Raw genomic sequence first — 16,745 nt, forward strand, 5'->3', positions numbered from 1 at the left:
CTAGGCGCCAGGCAAGGCTTCATTGCTCGTGCCGCCGGTACCGGACTCCGTAAGCTGCGCCAGCCCGGCCGGCTTGCCCGGTCCCGCTTCCAGATCGAGGCGGTTGCACGCCTCGGCGAAGCGAAGGTAGGTGTCGATGCTGGCGACCACGACCCGTATGTCGATCGTGAGCAGCTCGACACCGAGTAGGACTCCGTTAGGTCTTCGTGTTCGGCCTGTTCTCGGGCATGTTGGATGGATGGACGCACATGAAGTGAACCGTGTCCGGGCGAAGTTGGCGTTGTACGTGGCTGATGTGTTCGCCTCGGTGCCGCGCAAGGACCAGCGGGCCAAAGGCGACTGCTATCTGCGGGGACTGATGCTGGACGGCCGCCGCAAGTCGATCCAGGCGATGGCCTCGCGGCTGCCGGACGGCAACGAACAGAACCTGCAGCAGTTCGTGAACCAGTCCACCTGGGACCCGGTGCCCGTGCAGCGGCGGATAGCAGAGCGCATGCTGCCGCTGATCAACCCGACGGCCTGGGTGATCGACGACGTGTCGATGCCCAAGGACGGCCGGATGTCGGCCGGGGTGGCCCCGCAGTACTGCGGAGCCCTGGGAAAGAGGGCCAACTGCCAGGTCGCGGTCAGCGTCCACGCCGCCAGCGACACCGCGTCCTGCCCGCTGCAGTGGCGGCTGTTCCTGCCCAGGGAGTGGGCCGCGGACACCGAACGCCGCACCGCCACCCGTGTCCCGCCCGAGGTCGGGCACCGCGAGAAGTGGCGGCTGGCTCTGGACATGCTCGACACGCTGGCGGGCTGGGGCATGAGCCCGCCGGTCGTGGTGGCCGATGCCGCCTACGGCGCCAATGCCCACCTGCGGGCCGGCCTCGCAGAGCGGGGGATCGACTATGTGCTGGCCATCCGCGCGGACGTGAGCGCCCATCCGTTCGACGTGAAGCCGGTGACCCCGGAGCGCAAGGGCCCGGTCGGCTGCTGGCCCCAGCCCCGCTACCGCCACCGGGCACCCTCGGTTGCGGCCCTGGCGGCCGGGCTCGGGCAGGAGGCGTTCACCTCCCTCACCTGGCGGCAGGGCTCGCGAGGAGAATTACGGTCCCGCTTCGCCGCCGTGCGTGTCCGCCCGGCCGGCAAGGCCGTCGAGCGTCCGATCCGGGCTACCGCATCGGCCGAACAGGGCTGGTGGGACGGCATCCTGCCCGACTGCTGGCTGCTGATCGAGTGGCCCGAGGACGCCGAGGCGCCCACCGACTACTGGCTCTCCAACCTGCCGGCCGACACCCCGATCGCCGACCTGGTCCGCCTGGCCAAAGTCCGCTGGCGCATCGAGCACGACTACCGCGAACTCAAACACGGCCTGGGCCTGGACCACTTCGAAGGCCGCTCCTGGCCCGGCTGGCACCACCACGTCACCCTCGTGACCGCCGCCCACGCCTTCCTCACCGAACAGCGACTGGCCCCAAAAGCACCCACACCGGGCTCACTCTCTACCAGACCCTCGACGCCCTCCAAGACGTCCTGAGGTGCTGGACCGGCATCTGCACCACCTGCCACCAGCCCCTGCCCAGCAGGGGCCACACGACACCAAGACCGAGACAGACCTAACGGAGTCCTACTAGGGTGCGTTTCGAAAGTGTTGGTCACAGCCACTCGTTGATGGCTGCGACCAGCACGGTCGCTTCGTAGCGAAGGGCGAGCTTGTCGTATCTGGTGGCGACCGCACGGTGCCGTTTGAGGCGATTGATTCCGCACTCCACCGCGTGGCGCTGTTTGTAGTCGTCCTTGTCGAACTTCGGCGGCCGGCCGCCGTGGGAACCACGCTTCTTGCGGTTGGCGATCTGGTCGCGCTTCTCCGGGATCGTGCAGCGGATACCACGCTTGCGCAGGTAGGCGCGGTTCGCGCGGGAGCCGTACGCCTTGTCGGCACGGACCTTGTCCGGCCGGGTGCGCGGGCGGCCCGGCCCGAGCCGGGGCACTCGGATACGGCCCAGGACCACCTGGAACTGCGGTGAGTCTCCGCGCTGTCCGGCCGTGATGACCAGCGACATCGGCTTCTGGGCCTGCTCTACCGCCAGGTGGAGCTTGGTGGTCAGCCCGCCTCGGGAACGTCCGAGCCCGTGATCTTCGGGCTCGGTGAACACACCCCCCGGCGACTCGATCTGTAGATCCCCTTTTTCCGGGCACCGGCCGCATGCTGATGCGCGCGGGCGATGGTCGAGTCCACCGAGACGTCCCAGGTGATCAGTCCCTCAGCGTCGGCCTGGGCCTGCAACTGCTCGAAGATGCGGTGCCAGGTGCCGTCCCGCTGCCAGCGCCGGAACAGGCCGTACACCGTCTCCCACGGGCCGTATCGCTCGGGTACGTCCCGCCAGGGAGCGCCGGCGCGGGTACGCCAGCGTATGCCGTCTATCAACTGCCGCTTGGTGTGCACCGGTGGGCGTCCAGGCTTCTTGCCGACCGGGAGCAAGGGCTCCAGCTTCGCCCACTGTGCATTCGTCAGATCGTGCCGCCCCACGAAGTGGATCTTGACACATCAAGATCCACTTCTGAAACGCACCCTAGTGGTGGGCACGCAGATCAACGGCGCACCGCACGCCGGCACCTCGCTGGTGCAGTCGATGGCGTTCGCCACGGCCGCCCGGCTCCACGACCGCCACGGCCTGCCCGTGGAGGTCCGGTTCTCAGCACTGGACAACGCGCCGCACGAGTTGGTCACCGACCCCGCATCGGGGCACCGCTACCAGCAGGCCTACGCCCAGGTCCTCGGTACGGACGGCATCACCGACCTGGTCGGCAACCTCTACCGCCCCTTGTTCGACGCCCTGTCGGAGCGGCTGGGCGTGCCGTACGGCGTGGAGGCCTACTCGCGGCAGCAGGCGACTGTCCTCTTCCGGGAAACGTGGCTGCGGGTCCTGCCGCGCCTGGACGCTGCCCGCTTGTGGCTGGCTCCTTCCACCGGGGTGCCGCACCTGCGGGTGCCCTGCCCATACTCCTGCGGGTGGGCGGAGAAATACGCGCAGCGCACCCGCGTGGAGTTGGCCGGCCGCGGCCTCGCCCACGTGTCGGCGGTGTGCCTGCACCACGGCCCCTACAAGGCCACGATCACGCCCACGGGCGGCGGCTATCTCGACCTCGCCACCCTGTACCGGAACATGGTCAAGGAGCTGGCCGCGCTCGCGGAGACCGGCGTCCTCCAGGTGATGGTCAAGGGCGCCGACTGGATGCCCGGGAGCCTCCTGGTCGACGGCGCGCACCAGGCCGTGGGCCTGACGCCGGGACAGCTGCCCGCGCGGCTGTTCTGCCCGATGATCGTCGCCGAGACGGGAGCCAAGCTCTCCAAAAGCCTCATCCGCTCCGGAGAGGCGGCATTGCCCGCAGGCGCCGAACCTTGGATGCTCGACACCCGGAAGTGGCCCGGCACCGTGGGGGAGTTCGCGGACCGCCTGCTGAACCTGGCGGGACTGCTGCTGTCCCACCCCCGGCACTTCTTCCGCTCGTACTCGGCTGCGGAGCTGTCGCGGCTGATGTCCGTACCCACAGGGAGCCCGACTACATGAGTCGCACCACCTCAGCCCGCGTCATCGAGCTGAACCTGTACCCCCAGTACTTCGACCTCGTGGCCGCCGGCCGCAAGACCCGGGAAGTCCGGGTGAAGTACCCGAAGTTCGACGGCCTGACGGCCGGTGACCTGATCCGGTTCGCCGTGAAGAACACCGACCGGTCATGCCTGACGCGGGTAACGCGGGTCGCCGAATACGCCTCGTTCGAGGAACTCCTGGACGCTGAAGGGCCCTCCCAGGTGAACCCCGAGGCGACCCGTGAGGAGCAACTGGCCAACATCCGGTGCATCTACTCGCCGGACAAGGAATCGCTGGGGTGCCTGGCCATCGGTATCGAGTTGGTCGACTGACCCCAGAGAACGAGGCCTCCGGCCGCCCCTCCACGGAGGACGTGGCCGGAGGCCTTTCTGCGTTCCGCTGCCGCCTGGATCTGCCGGAGCGCTCGTGTCGCCGTCACAGCAGGCCGACGGCTACCCCCCTGGTGTCGCCGGCGCCGACGGTGATGGGGGTCACCGCGTCGGTTGCGGTGTTGATCGCGAAAACCGTCCCCTGGGGCGTCCCGTTGCCGTAGGAGCCGACCACATAGGCGCTCTTTCCGTCTGGGGTGAGGGCCACCTTCGCTGGGCGGAAGTACCTGCCTGACCCGGTGCTCGGCGGGATGTCGCCGATGTGGACGGTCTTGGTGACCGTGTCGGTGTTCAGGTTGATCACGGACACCTTGCCCTGGATGACCTTGGTGCCGTCGCCGGCCACGTAGTTGTCAACGCCGACCACGTAAGCCCGGCGTCCATTGGGGCTGATCGCCAGCCCGCCCGTGCCGGCATCAGAGATCGTGTGGACGATCTTCCGCCTCGCGAGGTTGACCACCGAGACGGCGCCGCTGCCCCCGGTCACGTACAGGCGCTTGCCGTTGGGGGTAATCGCCATACCCTTGGCCGGCTCGTTGAGGCGGATCGTGTCGACGACCTGGTTGGTGGTGGTGTCGATCACGGACAGGCCGCCCTTGTCGGACACGTAGAGACGATTGCCGCTGGGATTGATCACCACCTGATCGGGCTTGCTGACGTTGATGGTGGCGGAGGCCTGGTTGGTGGCGGTGTCGATCACCGACACCTTGTCCCCGTGAAAGGGATTCTGGACAGCCACGTAGACATGCTTGCCGTCGGGGGCGATGGCTTCTCCCTGGAGGCTGTCGGGAGAGAATTCGTCCTTGTCGTAGGGAATGTCCTTGAAGGTCTTCTTGGCGATGTTGACCGCCGACACGTACCTGAAGGCGTTGGTCACATAGAGACTGGCGCCGTCAGGAGTAACCGCCACCTGGTCGGGGCCGCCGCCGACTTGAGTAGCGCCGATCCCCACGACGCTGTTGGTCCTCGTGTCGATCGGGTACACGTGGCCGTCGAGACTGGTGACGTAGGCGTAGACCTGCTGCCGGTGCGGCGGGTGCGGGGCGGCTGTGGCAGGCGCGGGCGCCAGCAGCGCCAGTCCTGACGCTACGGCCAGCGCGGCGACGGTTCGCCGTAAAGCGGATCGCTGAAAGTGCACGTGGACCTCCGGATCGACGTGATGGTCTCTCGTGTCGCCCGGTGTACCGCCGCGACAGACCGGTCGGCAGCGGATCTGTACGTCAGTCACCCGGAAGAGTGCCAGCCTGAGCAGCACGCGACGAGGGATGGCACTGGCCCCTCGACCATCACCTTGATCGCACTCAAGGGAATACGGCCCCCCGAGGAATTTGACGTCGTTTCATTCGATGAGGCGGGTGGCAGATGAGGACTGCGGCTATGCCGACGAACGCGAGGAGGTGTTGGGCCTTGCGCTCGTATCGGCGGTGGAGTCGGCGGCAGCCGGCGAGCCAGGACACCGTCCGTTCGACGCTCCAGCGGTCATGGCCGAGCCTTTGTGAGGACTCGATGCCACGCCGTGCATGCGGGGGCGGATGCCGCGTCTGCGGAGCAGCGCCGCAGGTGGTCGTAGTCGTAGCCTTTGTCTCCGTGGAGCTTGTCGGGGCACCGTCGGCGAGGTCCACGCCGTGGGTAGTCGGCCGGGTCGAAGCGCGGCGGTCGGCCGCCGCGGGAGTCGAGCTTGCGGCGAACTGATCGAAGAGCTCCGCCGGATCATGTCGAACCCCGCCGGCAAGATCCCGGCACCCCGGCCGAACTGAGCGCGGCAGGAGCGAGCCCTTCTGCTTCGCCGCCTTCAACGCTGCCGTCAGCCGTCCACCGACCCCGGTGTCGTCCGGCGCGTACACACCCGCACCACGGGAGCGCTGACCGCGCCGGGCGGCGCCGGGGGAGCGGGGGCCCGGGGGCCGGCGAAGGCCAATGGAGTTGCTTTAGGCCCCGATCTCCTATCCGTGACCCACGGTGCAAAGTAGCCGTGGGCCAGGGATCAGGCTGCTCCGGTGTCCGTGGTGGCCGGGATAAGCGGGAGTTCGGGTGTGCGCAGGGCTGAGATCAGGCGGAGGGCGAGCAGTTCCTGGAGCGGGTACGGGAGGGCCATCTCGCCGGTGACGGTGTCGAGGCTCATTGGTCCTCCCGCAGGAGCTGGAGGGCGTCGAGGACGCTCTGGTAGATCATGATGCCTTCCTCCCATGGGGCCGCATGGTTGCCGGTGAGGCGCTGTCCCTGGGCGAGCCGTAGCCCGGCAGCCTTGGCCAGGGTGGCGGTCAGTCGCTCATGCTGGTCCATCGGTACGAGCTGGTCCTCAGTGCTCTGGTCCAGTACGACCAGACGTGGCGCGTTGCCTTCGCGGATCCGCCCGGCGATGGACGCCGGGTCGAAGCTGGCCGGGCTCGCGTCAGGCCAGGCGTCCTTGTCCGCCCCGAACGCCGTGGACAAGAGCTTCTCGTAGTCGTCGCGGAGGTGGGCGTGGGAGACACCCAGCCCATCCGCCGCCGCGAGCGCGGGCAGGTCGTACAGGCCGTTGAGACCGAGCAGTGCGGCAGGGCAGGGCGGCTCGGGAAGGTGGCCGAGACCGTAGTGCCGTGGAGGCTGGAGGACAGACTGCAACGCCAGGCAGGCGCCGCAGCTGTGGCCTGACAGGATGTAGGAGCCGTCGGCGAGGCCGAGGGAGCCGAGCAGGGCCAGGCCGTGCAGCACGTCGCTGACGTGCTGCGGATGGACGGCCTCACGAGCCAGGTCGGTGTGATTGTCCTTGATGGCGTCATAAGGAACGGGGGGATCCGCCATGACGGGGGGAGCAGGGTAGTTGATCTGGGAGACCGTGTAGTTGAGGGAGGCGATGGCGGTGACCGGGGTCGGCCCCTCACCGGGAAGCACGCCGCCGGAGAAAGCGTGGGCGACGGTGGGTTCGATCGAGGCGGAGGTGAGCCGCGGGTCGCGCCATGCACCGCCGTGGATGTGCACGAGGTACCGCGGGTGCCGCGCCGTGGAGTCAGTTCCTGGGAGGGACGTGACCGGGGTGCCGATGAGCGCGGCGGTTTGCGGCGTCCGCGGCAGGTAGATGCTGAGGTTCTGGAGCCGGTTGGCGTTGGGGATGTAGGGGATGTCCTTGGCGGCGATGACCGGGATACGACGATCGAGATGCGGGCTCGCCACCTCGGCGGACTGCCAGCGGGCCTGCCTGGCGTCCTGGGGCCCGGTAAAGTCTGCGCGGTTCGGCATTATGCCCGTGCCTTCCGGCCGGAGATCCACGTGCCGGGGTCGCTGAGCTCGATGATGGTGCCGACGTTGTCGGTGACGAAGGCGATGCGCTGGCCGGTTGCCGGTATCTCCATGGGGCCGCCGATCAGCGGCACATCGAGTTCGAGCAGCCGGGACACCGCCGCGTCGAGATCTGTTACAGCGAGGCAGAAGTGGTGCAGGCGCGACGTGACCATACTCGTGAGGACGTTGTCGGTCGGCGCCCCGCCACGGTCCGACGCGCCTGCGAGGAGCTCAATCTTGACGTCACCAGCAGTGAGGAAGACGAACGTCGTGCCGTGGGCCTCGAACCGCTGCTCGACAGTGAAACCGAGATTGCGCGAGTACCACGCGATGGTGGCGTCGAGGTCCTCTTGCGTAACGGTGATGCCCACGTGGTCGTGGGAGAACGTGAAGGTCATGTCCGAAGAATCATCGGCCGCCGGGCCGGTAACCAGAGAGAGGAATTCGGTAGGAAAACCGCTACCACCTTCGGGTCGGCGCCGGGTGCGACAATCAGTCTCATGACCGCTGACATCGCGAAACTCGGCCCGATGTTGCGCACCTGGCGCGGCCGTGTCTCGCCGGACACGGCGGGACTGCCCAGCGGCTACAGGCGCCGGGTCACGGGACTGCGCCGGGAGGACCTCGCCGAGCTCGCTGGGATCTCGGTCGACTATGTGGTCCGCCTGGAGCAAGGACGCCACGTGACCCCGTCGGCGCAGGTGACCGCGGCGCTGGCCCGCGCCCTGCAGCTCACCGACTCCGAGCGGGACCATCTCTACCGGCTGGCCGGACTTGCCCCTCCGTCCGGCGGGGAGATTTCGGACCACATCCCGCCCGGCCTGCACCGCATGCTTAACCGGCTCGGCGACTCCGCAGCCGCCGTGTTCGCCGCGGACTGGCAGCTCATCTGGTGGAACCGTTTCTGGGCGGCGTTGCTGGGCGACCCGTCCTCAACGCCGTCGGCGCTGCGTAACTTCGCTCGCGACACCTTCCCGGCCGACGGGGCCACCCCCTGCCTGTCGCACTGGCCGGTGACCTCGCTCAGCCAGCCGGAGGTCGAGGCCTCCGTCATGTCCGACCTGCGCCGCGCCACGGGGCGATTCCCGGACAGCGACCGCCTGGCCAGCCTGATCCGGGACCTCACGACGGGCAGCCCGCGCTTCGCCGAACTGTGGGCCTCCGGCGTGGTCGGCGCGCACCAGGAAGACCACAAGATCGTCCAGCACCCGGCGACCGGGCCGATCGCGGTGGACTGTGACGTCCTGACCGACGGCGACGCGGGACGCAAGATCGTCGTTCTCACCGCAGCCCCCGATACCGAGGACGAAACCAAGTTCCGCCTGGCGGTGGTATCGGGCATTTCCAACTCCGCTCACGCCTGAGCGGAAAACCCGTTGATCAGGTTGCATGCGCAGGACTGTGATCGTTGATCAGGGCGGTTGCAAGTCCAGGCCCGTTGCGATGGGGCAGCCGGTGATCGCGTCGGGCTGGTGCCGGACCTGCTTAAGGCAGCTACGGACGAGGCGTTCGGGGCCGGTGATGCCCGCGAGCAGAAAGTTCACGATGCCGCGCTTGAGCAGGCTCCAAATGCCGTCGACAGCGTCAGGCTCGGGCGCTGGGCGGTCAGGTGCGAGGCAGAGAGCCGACGGCTACTCTGCACCGTGAGTCAGAGATAGGACACCGGGGCCCCTTTAGGGCGGTGACGGGTTCGGGGGCGGCTTGAGCACGGACTTCCCCGCCCGTCGATTGCTCTTGGGCTTCTTGGTCTGGTTGAGGGCCCAGCGGCCCGGCTCGACCGCCCCTCGTTTGGCGCGGGTGCGGTGCACGGGCCACCGGTTGGGCTTCTTGATCGCCCGTGGGCAGTTCCGGTTCCGGCGGGCCGGGAGTAATAGCGGCTAACACAATGAGGTGGCTCGGTCCTGATGGCCGTGTCCAGGGCGGTAGTTGAGCGTTCGGCTCGGTGTGGGGAAGTCGCCGTGGATCGTGTCGGATGAGCTGTGGGACCGCCTGGAGCCGCTCTTGCCGCGGCGCGAGCGACGCTTTCGGCACCCGGGACGCAAGCCGCTGCCGGACCGGCAGGTGCTGTGCGGGATCCTGTACGTGCTGCACACCGGGATCCAGTGGGAGTACCTGCCGCAAGACCTTGGGTTCGGCTCGGGCATGACGTGCTGGCGCCGCTTACGGGACTGGAACCAGGCCGGCGTCTGGCAGCGGTTGCACGAGGTCCTGCTGGCCGAACTGAATGCGGCCTCGCGGCTGGACTGGTCCCGCTGCGTGGTCGACTCCTCCCATGTCAGGGCGCTAAAAGGGGGAGCCAGACGGGCGCCTCGCCGGTCGACCGGGGCCGAGCCGGCTCCAAACATCACTTGATCACTGACGGGCACGGCACCCCGCTGGCGGTTCTGCTGACCGGCGGCAACCGCAACGACGTCACCCAACTGCTGCCCCTACTCGACGCGATCCCGCCGGTCCGCGGCCGGGTCGGCCGTCCCCGCCGCATGCCAGACTCGCTGTTCGCCGACCGCGGCTACGACCACGACATCTACCGCGACCAGGTTCGCGCCCGTGGCATCGTGCCCGCGATCGCCCGCCGCGGCACCCGACACGGCACCGGGCTGGGCACCTACCGCTGGGTCGTGGAGAGGAGTTTTGCCTGGTTGCACGGCTTCCGACGCCTGCGGATCCGGTGGGAACGGCGGGCCGACATCCACGAAGCGTTCCTGAAGCTCGCCTGCTGCCTCATCACTCACCGGCAACTCACGGCATTGCGCTGACGTTGGGGTACAAGGCCGCTGGTCACCTCATGGATGTCCGTGACTCATGCCATGATCCGGCCTCATGAGTGACCGTTCGCTTTCACCCGCCTGGCTGGCCTCGTGGACAGAGAGGGTCTCCGGGACTCTCGCGGCAATGACGGACGGGTTCGAGCATCGGCACGGCTTTCCTCCTGGTACCAACGAGGTCCGGCCGGCCGGTCGCGACGATCAAACGGCGGCTCGCACGCTCGCTCAAGCGGGCCTTATCCCGGCTGACCTGGTCACTTTCTACGACTGCATTGGTGACTTGACCTGGTCGGACATCGGCAACGGATACTTCCTCGACGCGGCAAGTGACGTCCTTCTGCGACTCGAGGAGCACGGGCCTGTCGTCGCCGCCGCGGACCGGATGGTGGTCATCGGCTCGAACGGCGGTGGCCTCTCCTACGTCGCGGGCTCTGATGGGTCGGTTCATCGGATGCGGACGGCATCACTGGACGAACCCGAGCTCGACAAGGTAGCCGACGACCTGCGGCAGTTTCTGGAGCTGCTGGAGGGATCCCTGACGCGGTTCATTGCCGACGGTGACCCGGGATCTCTGTAGGTCAGCCCGCGGGGCTCATTCTGTTAGCCGCTGTAAGCGGCTGCGGGCCTCCTGCACGGCCTCGGTCAAGGAGCGGGCGAGCTTGGCGGTGGTGGCTCCGAGCTGGGAGGGAACGCTCCGGCGGATGATGCGGACGCACTTGAGGTACGAGACGCGGTCCGCGTCGATGGCGGGGCCGGCGAGGGCTGCGGCGTGAGCGAACCGGCGGATCGCGTGGTGGACGGCGAGGTAGGCCCACAGCTCCTGCCGGACGCCTTCCGGTGTCCGCGACCGGATCGGTCCACCGGGGCCGAGGTGGTCCTTGATCTCGTCGAAGGCCAGCTCGATCTCCCAGCGTTCCCGGTAGAGCGCGACCAGCTCGGCCGCCGGGTACTGCTCGGAGTCCAGCAGTGTCGTGCCGAGGAAGGCGACCTTGTCGTCCTTTGTGAAGGTGATGACGCGGTAGCTCGTGTGCTCGGGCAGGGTCCGGCCTTCCCGGGCGGCTCGGAGCCGGACGTCCTTGCCCGGCCGCGCCATAGACAAGTACGAGCCGTCGGGAAGTTCCTCCTGGAGGGTGCCGAGGTGGTTGGACTGGAGCCTCACCAGCAGGTCCGCGCCCGTCGCGGAGAAGGCGTGGGCGAACTCGACCGACCAGAAGCCGCGGTCGGCGATCACCAGGTCCCCAGGGCCGGTGGAGCCGGCCAGCGGGTAGGCCAGGCTGCGTTCGCCGTCGCGGTAGCCGCCGAGGCGGGCATCGAGCACTCTGTGTGTCCCGATCTCGGCGAGAACCACAGCCCGCACCTGGGGGAATCCGAAGGGGAGGCCACCCATGGTGGAGGGGCCGTCGAAGGTGTCGCCGTTGCTCACCGAGTCGGGGAGGTCGAACTGGGTGCCGTCCAGAGCGAGCAGCCGTAGCCCGCGCCACCATGCTCCGGGCGTGTCCGAGGTGGCCAGTGGACCGGCCACCTCCCTGAACAAGGTCTCCAGCACGTCCTCACCGAGCCGGCACCGCGCTCGACATAACGAGGACCTGTTCACCCTGGCCAGGGCCCGGCTTCCCGGTATGCCACTGGTCAGCACACGCAGCACCTCCTCGTACGACTCCCGGGCGAATAGACACAGGGCCAGGACGAAGTACACGACCAGTCGCGCCGGTAGGAGGCGGCACCGTTGCTCGGCCCGGCTGTGCTTGGCTATCGCCGCATCGACCAGCTCGGTGGTGAACACCTTCGTCAGAATCCCGATTCGCACCCGCTGTCCTGCTCCCCACCCCGTCACACCCGGCGCAACAGCCGCCGAACCTCAAAAGCAACTGCATTGGCCGGCGAAGGCCCCCGGCAGCCACCGGGCCTAGCCCATTCACCCTTTCGAATTCCCGATCTGTGCATTTGTGCCTGCACGGAGGAACTCGCCGAATGCGGAGACGCGGACAGCCCTACCGCACCGGCATGGCAAACCCGCACACATAAACCTGTTGGACCCAATAGGTCCAACAGGCTCTGTGCGTGCATGACGGAGCCCCGGTCGGCTGCAGCGAGACGCAGCCGACCGGGGCTCGACGAGGTGTCAGAGGCTGTCGGAGAGTTTGGCGAGGAAGTCGGCGTTGGCGGTCACGTCGTGGCCGAGGACGACCTGGTGGTGGGGAAGGGCCGCCAGGTGTTCGGCGACCGTAGCCCGGGCCAGGTCGCTGCCCCCGCCGTCGATGCCGTGGGCGAGGCCGAAGTGGTCCGGGTAGCGGTCCTCGGTGGCGCCCGACATGAAGTCGCTCTCGCCGAGGGTCCGCTCACCGTCGACCAGGGCCGGGGCGGCTGCCGGGGCGATGCGGGGGAACAGCAGCGCGGCCGCGCGGCCGCCGGTGGCCAGCTCCATGCCGAACCAGCTGACGAACTGGTCGGGGAAGACCTGGACCTTGCGCTCCCGCTTGCCGCCGGGCTCCCACAATGGCTCGCGCCGCCCGGCGAGCAGGGCATCGGTGACGTCCTGGTGCTGGGTGGGGTGGAGGTGTTCACCCGCCTGGAGCTGGTGGCGGACGACGTCGTACAGGCCGAGGGCGTCCAGCAGACCCAGCCCGATTGCCGCTGCGGATGGCCAGGGCAGCACGCGCAGATCGTTGCCGATGCGCTTGATGAACACGCGGTCGTTGGCGAGGAGCTGGGCACCGCGGGAGGCCATCAGCAGCGCCGTGGTGGTCTTCCCGGCGCCCTTGTCACCGAAGGCGAGCAGGGCCCGGCCGTCGCGGACGACGGCGGATGCGTGCAGGAGCGTCCACCCATCCCGCAGCAGGGCCGCGCGGATCATCTCGCGGGCGATCCGGGCGGCAGCCAGCGCCACGGGCTCCGGGGCGTGGCCGGAGATGGTGACGTGGCCGCCCAACTGCTCCGAGCGGTAGGCGAGCTGTTCGTCTGGCGAGACGGCGGTGATGGTGCCCGTGCTGTCGCGGGCGAGGAGCAGCCGGGCCTTGGCGTACGTGGCCTCGCCGTGCGGCACGGAGGCCAGCAGCGCGGCCAGGTCGGCGTACGCCTTCTCGTCGACGTCTGCGGTGACCAGGGGCCCGGCGCAGACGCTGCTCGCGGGGACCTCGAACGCGTTCCACCACGGCCCGAAGTACCGGTGGGACCAGTCGGTGACGAAGGCGGTGTTGCTCAGCACGGTCACGTCGGCGTCGGCGGCCTGCAGCCGGATGGCGGTAGGGGAACTCACGTCGTCTCCAGAGAGTGGGGTGTGGGTCCGGACGGCCGTAACGCCTGGTAGGCGCTACGGAGTTTGGTGGCGGTCGCGGCCAGTTGCGCGTCCTCGTCCGCGTCGAGGGCGGGCAGGCACGCTACGGGCTGGCCGGCGGCGAAGCGCAACGGAATTCCGAGCCAGTCGCCGCGGTGTTCGCAGGTCAGTTCCTCGGTGCCGTCGACCAGGCCGAGCGCCTTGCGCAGGGTGGAAAGCACTGCTCCGGCGGGTCCGGAGCGGGTCCGGCCGACGCCTGCACTGATCCGGCTGGGGCGGATACGCAGTTCCGCGCGTACCTCCGGAAGGGGGACGGCGGCAGGCGAGCCGTTGACGGTGGTCGACGAGGCGCACACCACCGCGCCGTCTCCGTGCTCGCCGATGACGTGGCCGTGCACGGCGGTTGCAGGGACGTCGAGAAGGTGGGCCAGGGTGAGCCGGTATCGGGCAGAGTCAAGGTTCGAGCCGATCCCGTATGCGCGCGGGCAGCCGGAGGTCTCGGCGAACAGCCGGGTCATGAGGTCGACCGGGTTGGTGACCACGAGCACGGTCCCCTGGTAGCCCCGCAGCGCCGTGGCCAGCGCACGGATGATGGGAGCGTTGGCCGCCGCGCCGCCCATCCGTATATCGGCGGAACGGGTGTTGGTGAACGCGGCCCGCACGGCGACGACCACGGCGTGGCAGCCGACCAGGTCCGCCACACAGCGGGCTTCGGGCTGCACGGACGATCCCACGCTCTGGCGCATGTCGTCGAGATCAGCGGCCAGCGCCGCCGCCTGCTCGACGGTGCGGGAGGCGACGAGCAGGCGACGGCAGATGCCGGAGGTAACCAGCGTGGCCGCGACTGTCTGGCCGACGGCGCCGGCACCGACGACACCGACCGAGCCCACCGGCCCCGGCATCACGCGGCGACCGCCTCAGCCAGGCCGAGCGCGCTCTCCCACACGATGCGCACGTCGGTGCCGGCCGCCAGCTCTGAGCTGAGCTGATCGGCCATCCGGCCCAGGCCGACGGCCCGGCCGATGAGAGCGCTGCCCCGACCGGGCAGCGGCAGCGCGCCGGGCGCGGACAGGTACGTGGTGAGGATGTTGACGCTGTCCATCAGCCACAGCACCAGCAGCTCACGCATCCACGAGCAGTGGTTCCGGCCGGCCAGGATGGCCGCCTGTAACGCGGCGAAGGCACCGAGCCCGTGCATGGTCTGCCGGCCCGTCGCGGTGCCGGGCCGGGCAGCGGCCAGCAGCAGCACGGTACGGCTGATCAGCTTGGCGGCATCCACCGCAGGAGGGGCGAGCAGCAGGCCGGGGTCGATGAACACCGGATGACCGGACGTTCCTTCGGGGAACACCACGTGCTCCGGCTTGAGGTCCCCGTACGCCAGCACCCTCCGGCTCGTCTGCTGGGGCAACCCCGTGGCCTGGAGCCGGTGCAGCCGGACCACGACGTCGCGCAGGAGGCCCACGACCAGGATGCGGTCGGCGGACGCGCACCGTTCTGCCCCGAGCCGTTCCACATAGGTCGGGCCGCTCAGGCCGTTGAATTTGCGCTGGAAGGTCCCCCGGATGCTGCGCTCCCCGATGACCCGGGCCGGACCGAGCAGCCGGGCCGCCGACGGGTGACGGAGCACCCGCAGTTCGCCGAACGTGCCAGCAAGGAGGTCGGTCGCATCGTGCGGACGCTGCAGGAGCAGGTCCGCCAGGGTCGAGCCGGTCACCGACTCGGTGAACAGTACCCCTCGCGCCAGTCCGGCCACGGGACAGACCCGGGGAGAGCCCAGCTGGGCCAGAAGCCGCAGCTGCGCGGCCTCCCGGTCCATCAGCGACCCGGGCCTCCGCACGTACGCCTGCTGCGCCTCCCGGACATCCGGCCAGGGCCCGCAGGCGCCCCGCAGCAGCGAGACCAGCGACACCCCGAGGAAGGCGTACTTGGCGTACAGGGCGCGCCCGTCCACGCGGATCCGGCGCACGTAGCCGGTGACGCTCGGGACGTGGTCGCCCAGGTCGACGTCGGCGCGCGGCCACAGGTCGGCAGCAGCGGCGGCGACTTCGCGGGCGGCGAAGGCGAACACCTCGTCGGCGTGGGGGACGGGAGGAACAGGTTCGGGCGATGTGCTCACGGCTGTGGTGCTCACGTACGCCTCCAACGGCAGTGGATGGGGAGTTCGCCCGGGCATCGGGCTGGGGTCGGCGCATGGTGGCTGGGGGAGAGGTCCCCGGCAGGCCGGTTGCCGAGCGGCCCACCTGCCGGGGACTTCCGGCCCGAGCCCACGGGGGAGGGCGTCGGGCGTCGGGGGAGCGAAGGTCAGGAAGGCGGAAGGCCCTGGAGCCGGTCGAGACGCTCGTACAGGATGCGAACGACCCGGGCGCGGTTCTGCGCGGAAGCGACAGTGGGCCGGGGATTCACCGACAAGCGCCGGCGGGCCTCGCCGAGCACGGTCTCGGTGAGCGGGCGCAGCGGGCTGCGGCGGGGCAGCTGGGCGCACAGCGTCTCGACTTCGTCGGCGACGAGGCGTGCATGCCCGGCCATCAGCCGGGCGATCTGCTCACAGTCCGTCGGCGGGAGTGGGCCCCCGGCCGTGGGCAGTGCGATCACAGCGGTGGCCAGCAGCATGACCGGTTCCCGGTCGAGGGGGAGAGTCCGGGTGAGCCAACCGTCCGGGTCGCACAGCACTGCGTGGGAGGTCTGCACCGGGGTGTCGCTCACGACGCCATCGCCTCTTCGCACGAGGACACCAACTCCTGCAGGCGCGCGGCCAGCCGTTCGGCGTCGACGAGCACCGGGGCGTCGAGGTCGCGCTGGGGGCCGACCCAGTCGGCCACTGGGCTGCTGTCCTGCGCAGTGCGCGGCATGAGCAACTGGTGGCCTCGGCCGAGGACTCGCACGCCCGGGATACCAGCGAACGCCTCGCTGTGGCCGGTCGGTACCATCACGTACAGCACGCCGCGCAAGTGGTCGGCCACGATCAGGTAGCCGCGGCGGGTCCCGAGGCGCATCGCGGCGAGCGCGTCCACGCCCAGCTGCAGGGACCCGACGGCCACCGCATCCCAGGCCAGTCCGCACGGCACGAACTCCGTGTTGTGGGCTCGCCCCCGCACCCATCGCGCCCGCTTGCCGTCGGTCTCGGCGATCAGTTCAGACCACGTCGGAGCCTTCGGCCGTTTGGTCTCGGTCGAGGGAGCGGGCTTTCCGCGCCCGGCGGCGGTAGCGGGCTGCTGCGTTTCCGGCCTTCTGGTCATGATCGAGCGCCTCTTCGTCGTCTGGGTGCCCGGTCTGCCCTTCGGAGGTCGGCGGGGCAGACCGGGCCGTCATCGGCCTGTCCGGGAGCGATCATCGAACGGCCGGTAATCACTCAACTCCCCTGCGCGACAGCGGGTAAGGGAGCAGAGTGGAGGCACGGTTGAACTGGTTGAACGCACCCGGGGGTCATCGATGGCACGTCGACCGCGAACACCGAATGCAGCCCTAGCGGCAACGCCGTTCA

The 16,745-nt window shown here is 69.3% G+C and carries 17 protein-coding genes and 2 pseudogenes; 6 read left to right on the forward strand and 13 right to left on the reverse strand.

The genetic code is table 11. The features are described 5' to 3' along the window. Positions 1-189 (reverse strand): annotated as a pseudogene (locus tag Sri02f_RS43500) (gas vesicle synthesis-like protein); the annotation flags it as partial. 49 nt (positions 190-238) lie between these two features. Here Sri02f_RS43500 and Sri02f_RS40415 point away from each other — a divergent pair. Then, positions 239-1,519 (forward strand): IS701 family transposase, encoded by a 1,281-nt coding sequence (locus Sri02f_RS40415; RefSeq protein WP_109006266.1) that lies wholly within the window; start codon positions 239-241, stop codon positions 1,517-1,519. 118 nt (positions 1,520-1,637) lie between these two features. Here Sri02f_RS40415 and Sri02f_RS40420 read toward each other — a convergent pair. Continuing rightward, positions 1,638-2,512 (reverse strand): IS5 family transposase gene (locus tag Sri02f_RS40420; protein ID WP_373865174.1). Its coding sequence is split into 2 segments (ribosomal slippage): positions 1,638-2,131 and positions 2,131-2,512, totalling 876 coding nucleotides; the frame shifts between segments, so codons are not numbered across the junction. Positions 2,513-2,561: 49 nt separating this feature from the next. Here Sri02f_RS40420 and Sri02f_RS40425 point away from each other — a divergent pair. Together Sri02f_RS40425 and Sri02f_RS40430 are read left to right on the forward strand one after the other, a co-directional pair. Then, on the forward strand, positions 2,562-3,554 hold the full coding sequence (locus tag Sri02f_RS40425; protein WP_307721076.1) for a hypothetical protein: 993 nt from the start codon (positions 2,562-2,564) through the stop codon (positions 3,552-3,554). Further along, a complete protein-coding gene (locus Sri02f_RS40430; protein ID WP_109006268.1) occupies positions 3,551-3,907 on the forward strand; it encodes an ASCH domain-containing protein in 357 nt (118 codons plus the stop codon). The genes Sri02f_RS40425 and Sri02f_RS40430 overlap by 4 nt, the downstream gene beginning before the upstream one ends. A 103-nt stretch (positions 3,908-4,010) precedes the next feature. On the opposite strand, the gene Sri02f_RS40435 is transcribed toward Sri02f_RS40430, so the two are convergent. The 5 genes and pseudogenes from Sri02f_RS40435 to Sri02f_RS40450 all read right to left on the reverse strand — a co-directional run bounded on the left by Sri02f_RS40435 (position 4,011) and on the right by Sri02f_RS40450 (position 7,623). Continuing rightward, positions 4,011-5,219 (reverse strand): YncE family protein, encoded by a 1,209-nt coding sequence (locus tag Sri02f_RS40435; protein WP_109006269.1) that lies wholly within the window; start codon positions 5,217-5,219, stop codon positions 4,011-4,013. 46 nt (positions 5,220-5,265) lie between these two features. Next, positions 5,266-5,581 (reverse strand): annotated as a pseudogene (locus tag Sri02f_RS40440) (transposase); the annotation flags it as partial. Positions 5,582-5,948: 367 nt separating this feature from the next. Further along, positions 5,949-6,086: a hypothetical protein gene (locus Sri02f_RS41565; protein ID WP_159106885.1), complete on the reverse strand. Its 138-nt coding sequence runs from the start codon at positions 6,084-6,086 to the stop codon at positions 5,949-5,951. Continuing rightward, complete coding sequence (locus Sri02f_RS40445) at positions 6,083-7,183, reverse strand: hypothetical protein (RefSeq protein ID WP_109006270.1); 1,101 nt, start codon at positions 7,181-7,183, stop codon at positions 6,083-6,085. Before Sri02f_RS40445 ends, Sri02f_RS41565 begins: the two co-directional genes overlap by 4 nt. Next, a complete protein-coding gene (locus Sri02f_RS40450; protein ID WP_109006271.1) occupies positions 7,183-7,623 on the reverse strand; it encodes a VOC family protein in 441 nt (146 codons plus the stop codon). The genes Sri02f_RS40445 and Sri02f_RS40450 overlap by 1 nt, the downstream gene beginning before the upstream one ends. 102 nt (positions 7,624-7,725) lie before the next feature. Between Sri02f_RS40450 and Sri02f_RS40455 the strand changes: the two genes are divergently transcribed. The 3 genes from Sri02f_RS40455 to Sri02f_RS40465 all read left to right on the forward strand — a co-directional run bounded on the left by Sri02f_RS40455 (position 7,726) and on the right by Sri02f_RS40465 (position 10,567). Further along, positions 7,726-8,589: a helix-turn-helix transcriptional regulator gene (locus Sri02f_RS40455; RefSeq protein ID WP_245971026.1), complete on the forward strand. Its 864-nt coding sequence runs from the start codon at positions 7,726-7,728 to the stop codon at positions 8,587-8,589. Between the two features lie 580 nt (positions 8,590-9,169). Then, positions 9,170-9,981 (forward strand): IS5 family transposase gene (locus tag Sri02f_RS40460; protein WP_245971030.1). Its coding sequence is split into 2 segments (ribosomal slippage): positions 9,170-9,493 and positions 9,496-9,981, totalling 810 coding nucleotides; the frame shifts between segments, so codons are not numbered across the junction. 136 nt (positions 9,982-10,117) lie between these two features. Continuing rightward, positions 10,118-10,567 carry an SMI1/KNR4 family protein gene (locus tag Sri02f_RS40465; RefSeq protein WP_055637785.1) on the forward strand — a complete coding sequence of 150 codons (450 nt, stop codon included), beginning with the start codon at positions 10,118-10,120 and terminating at the stop codon, positions 10,565-10,567. Positions 10,568-10,582: 15 nt separating this feature from the next. Here the strand turns inward: Sri02f_RS40465 and Sri02f_RS40470 are convergent, their stop codons facing one another. From Sri02f_RS40470 to Sri02f_RS40495, 6 genes are all read right to left on the reverse strand, one after another. Next, a complete protein-coding gene (locus tag Sri02f_RS40470) occupies positions 10,583-11,797 on the reverse strand; it encodes an IS4 family transposase (RefSeq protein ID WP_159106886.1) in 1,215 nt (404 codons plus the stop codon). Between the two features lie 315 nt (positions 11,798-12,112). Then, positions 12,113-13,246, reverse strand: a complete 1,134-nt coding sequence (locus Sri02f_RS40475) for a phosphoenolpyruvate carboxykinase (ATP) (RefSeq protein WP_109006274.1) — start codon at positions 13,244-13,246, stop codon at positions 12,113-12,115. Beyond that, positions 13,243-14,166 carry a lactate/malate family dehydrogenase gene (locus Sri02f_RS40480; RefSeq protein WP_109006277.1) on the reverse strand — a complete coding sequence of 308 codons (924 nt, stop codon included), beginning with the start codon at positions 14,164-14,166 and terminating at the stop codon, positions 13,243-13,245. Before Sri02f_RS40480 ends, Sri02f_RS40475 begins: the two co-directional genes overlap by 4 nt. Next, entirely contained in the window at positions 14,166-15,395 is a 1,230-nt protein-coding gene (locus Sri02f_RS40485) for a phosphotransferase (RefSeq protein ID WP_245971027.1), read from the reverse strand. The genes Sri02f_RS40480 and Sri02f_RS40485 overlap by 1 nt, the downstream gene beginning before the upstream one ends. A 170-nt stretch (positions 15,396-15,565) precedes the next feature. After that, positions 15,566-15,967: a DUF6415 family natural product biosynthesis protein gene (locus tag Sri02f_RS40490; protein WP_245971028.1), complete on the reverse strand. Its 402-nt coding sequence runs from the start codon at positions 15,965-15,967 to the stop codon at positions 15,566-15,568. Then, the gene (locus Sri02f_RS40495; protein ID WP_245971029.1) at positions 15,964-16,500 is read right to left on the reverse strand and encodes a hypothetical protein; all 537 of its coding nucleotides are present in this window, start codon (positions 16,498-16,500) and stop codon (positions 15,964-15,966) included. Before Sri02f_RS40495 ends, Sri02f_RS40490 begins: the two co-directional genes overlap by 4 nt. Between the last annotated feature and the right edge of the window lie 245 nt (positions 16,501-16,745).

The organism is Streptomyces rishiriensis, from assembly GCF_003112535.1.
Classification (GTDB): domain Bacteria; phylum Actinomycetota; class Actinomycetes; order Streptomycetales; family Streptomycetaceae; genus Streptomyces; species Streptomyces rishiriensis.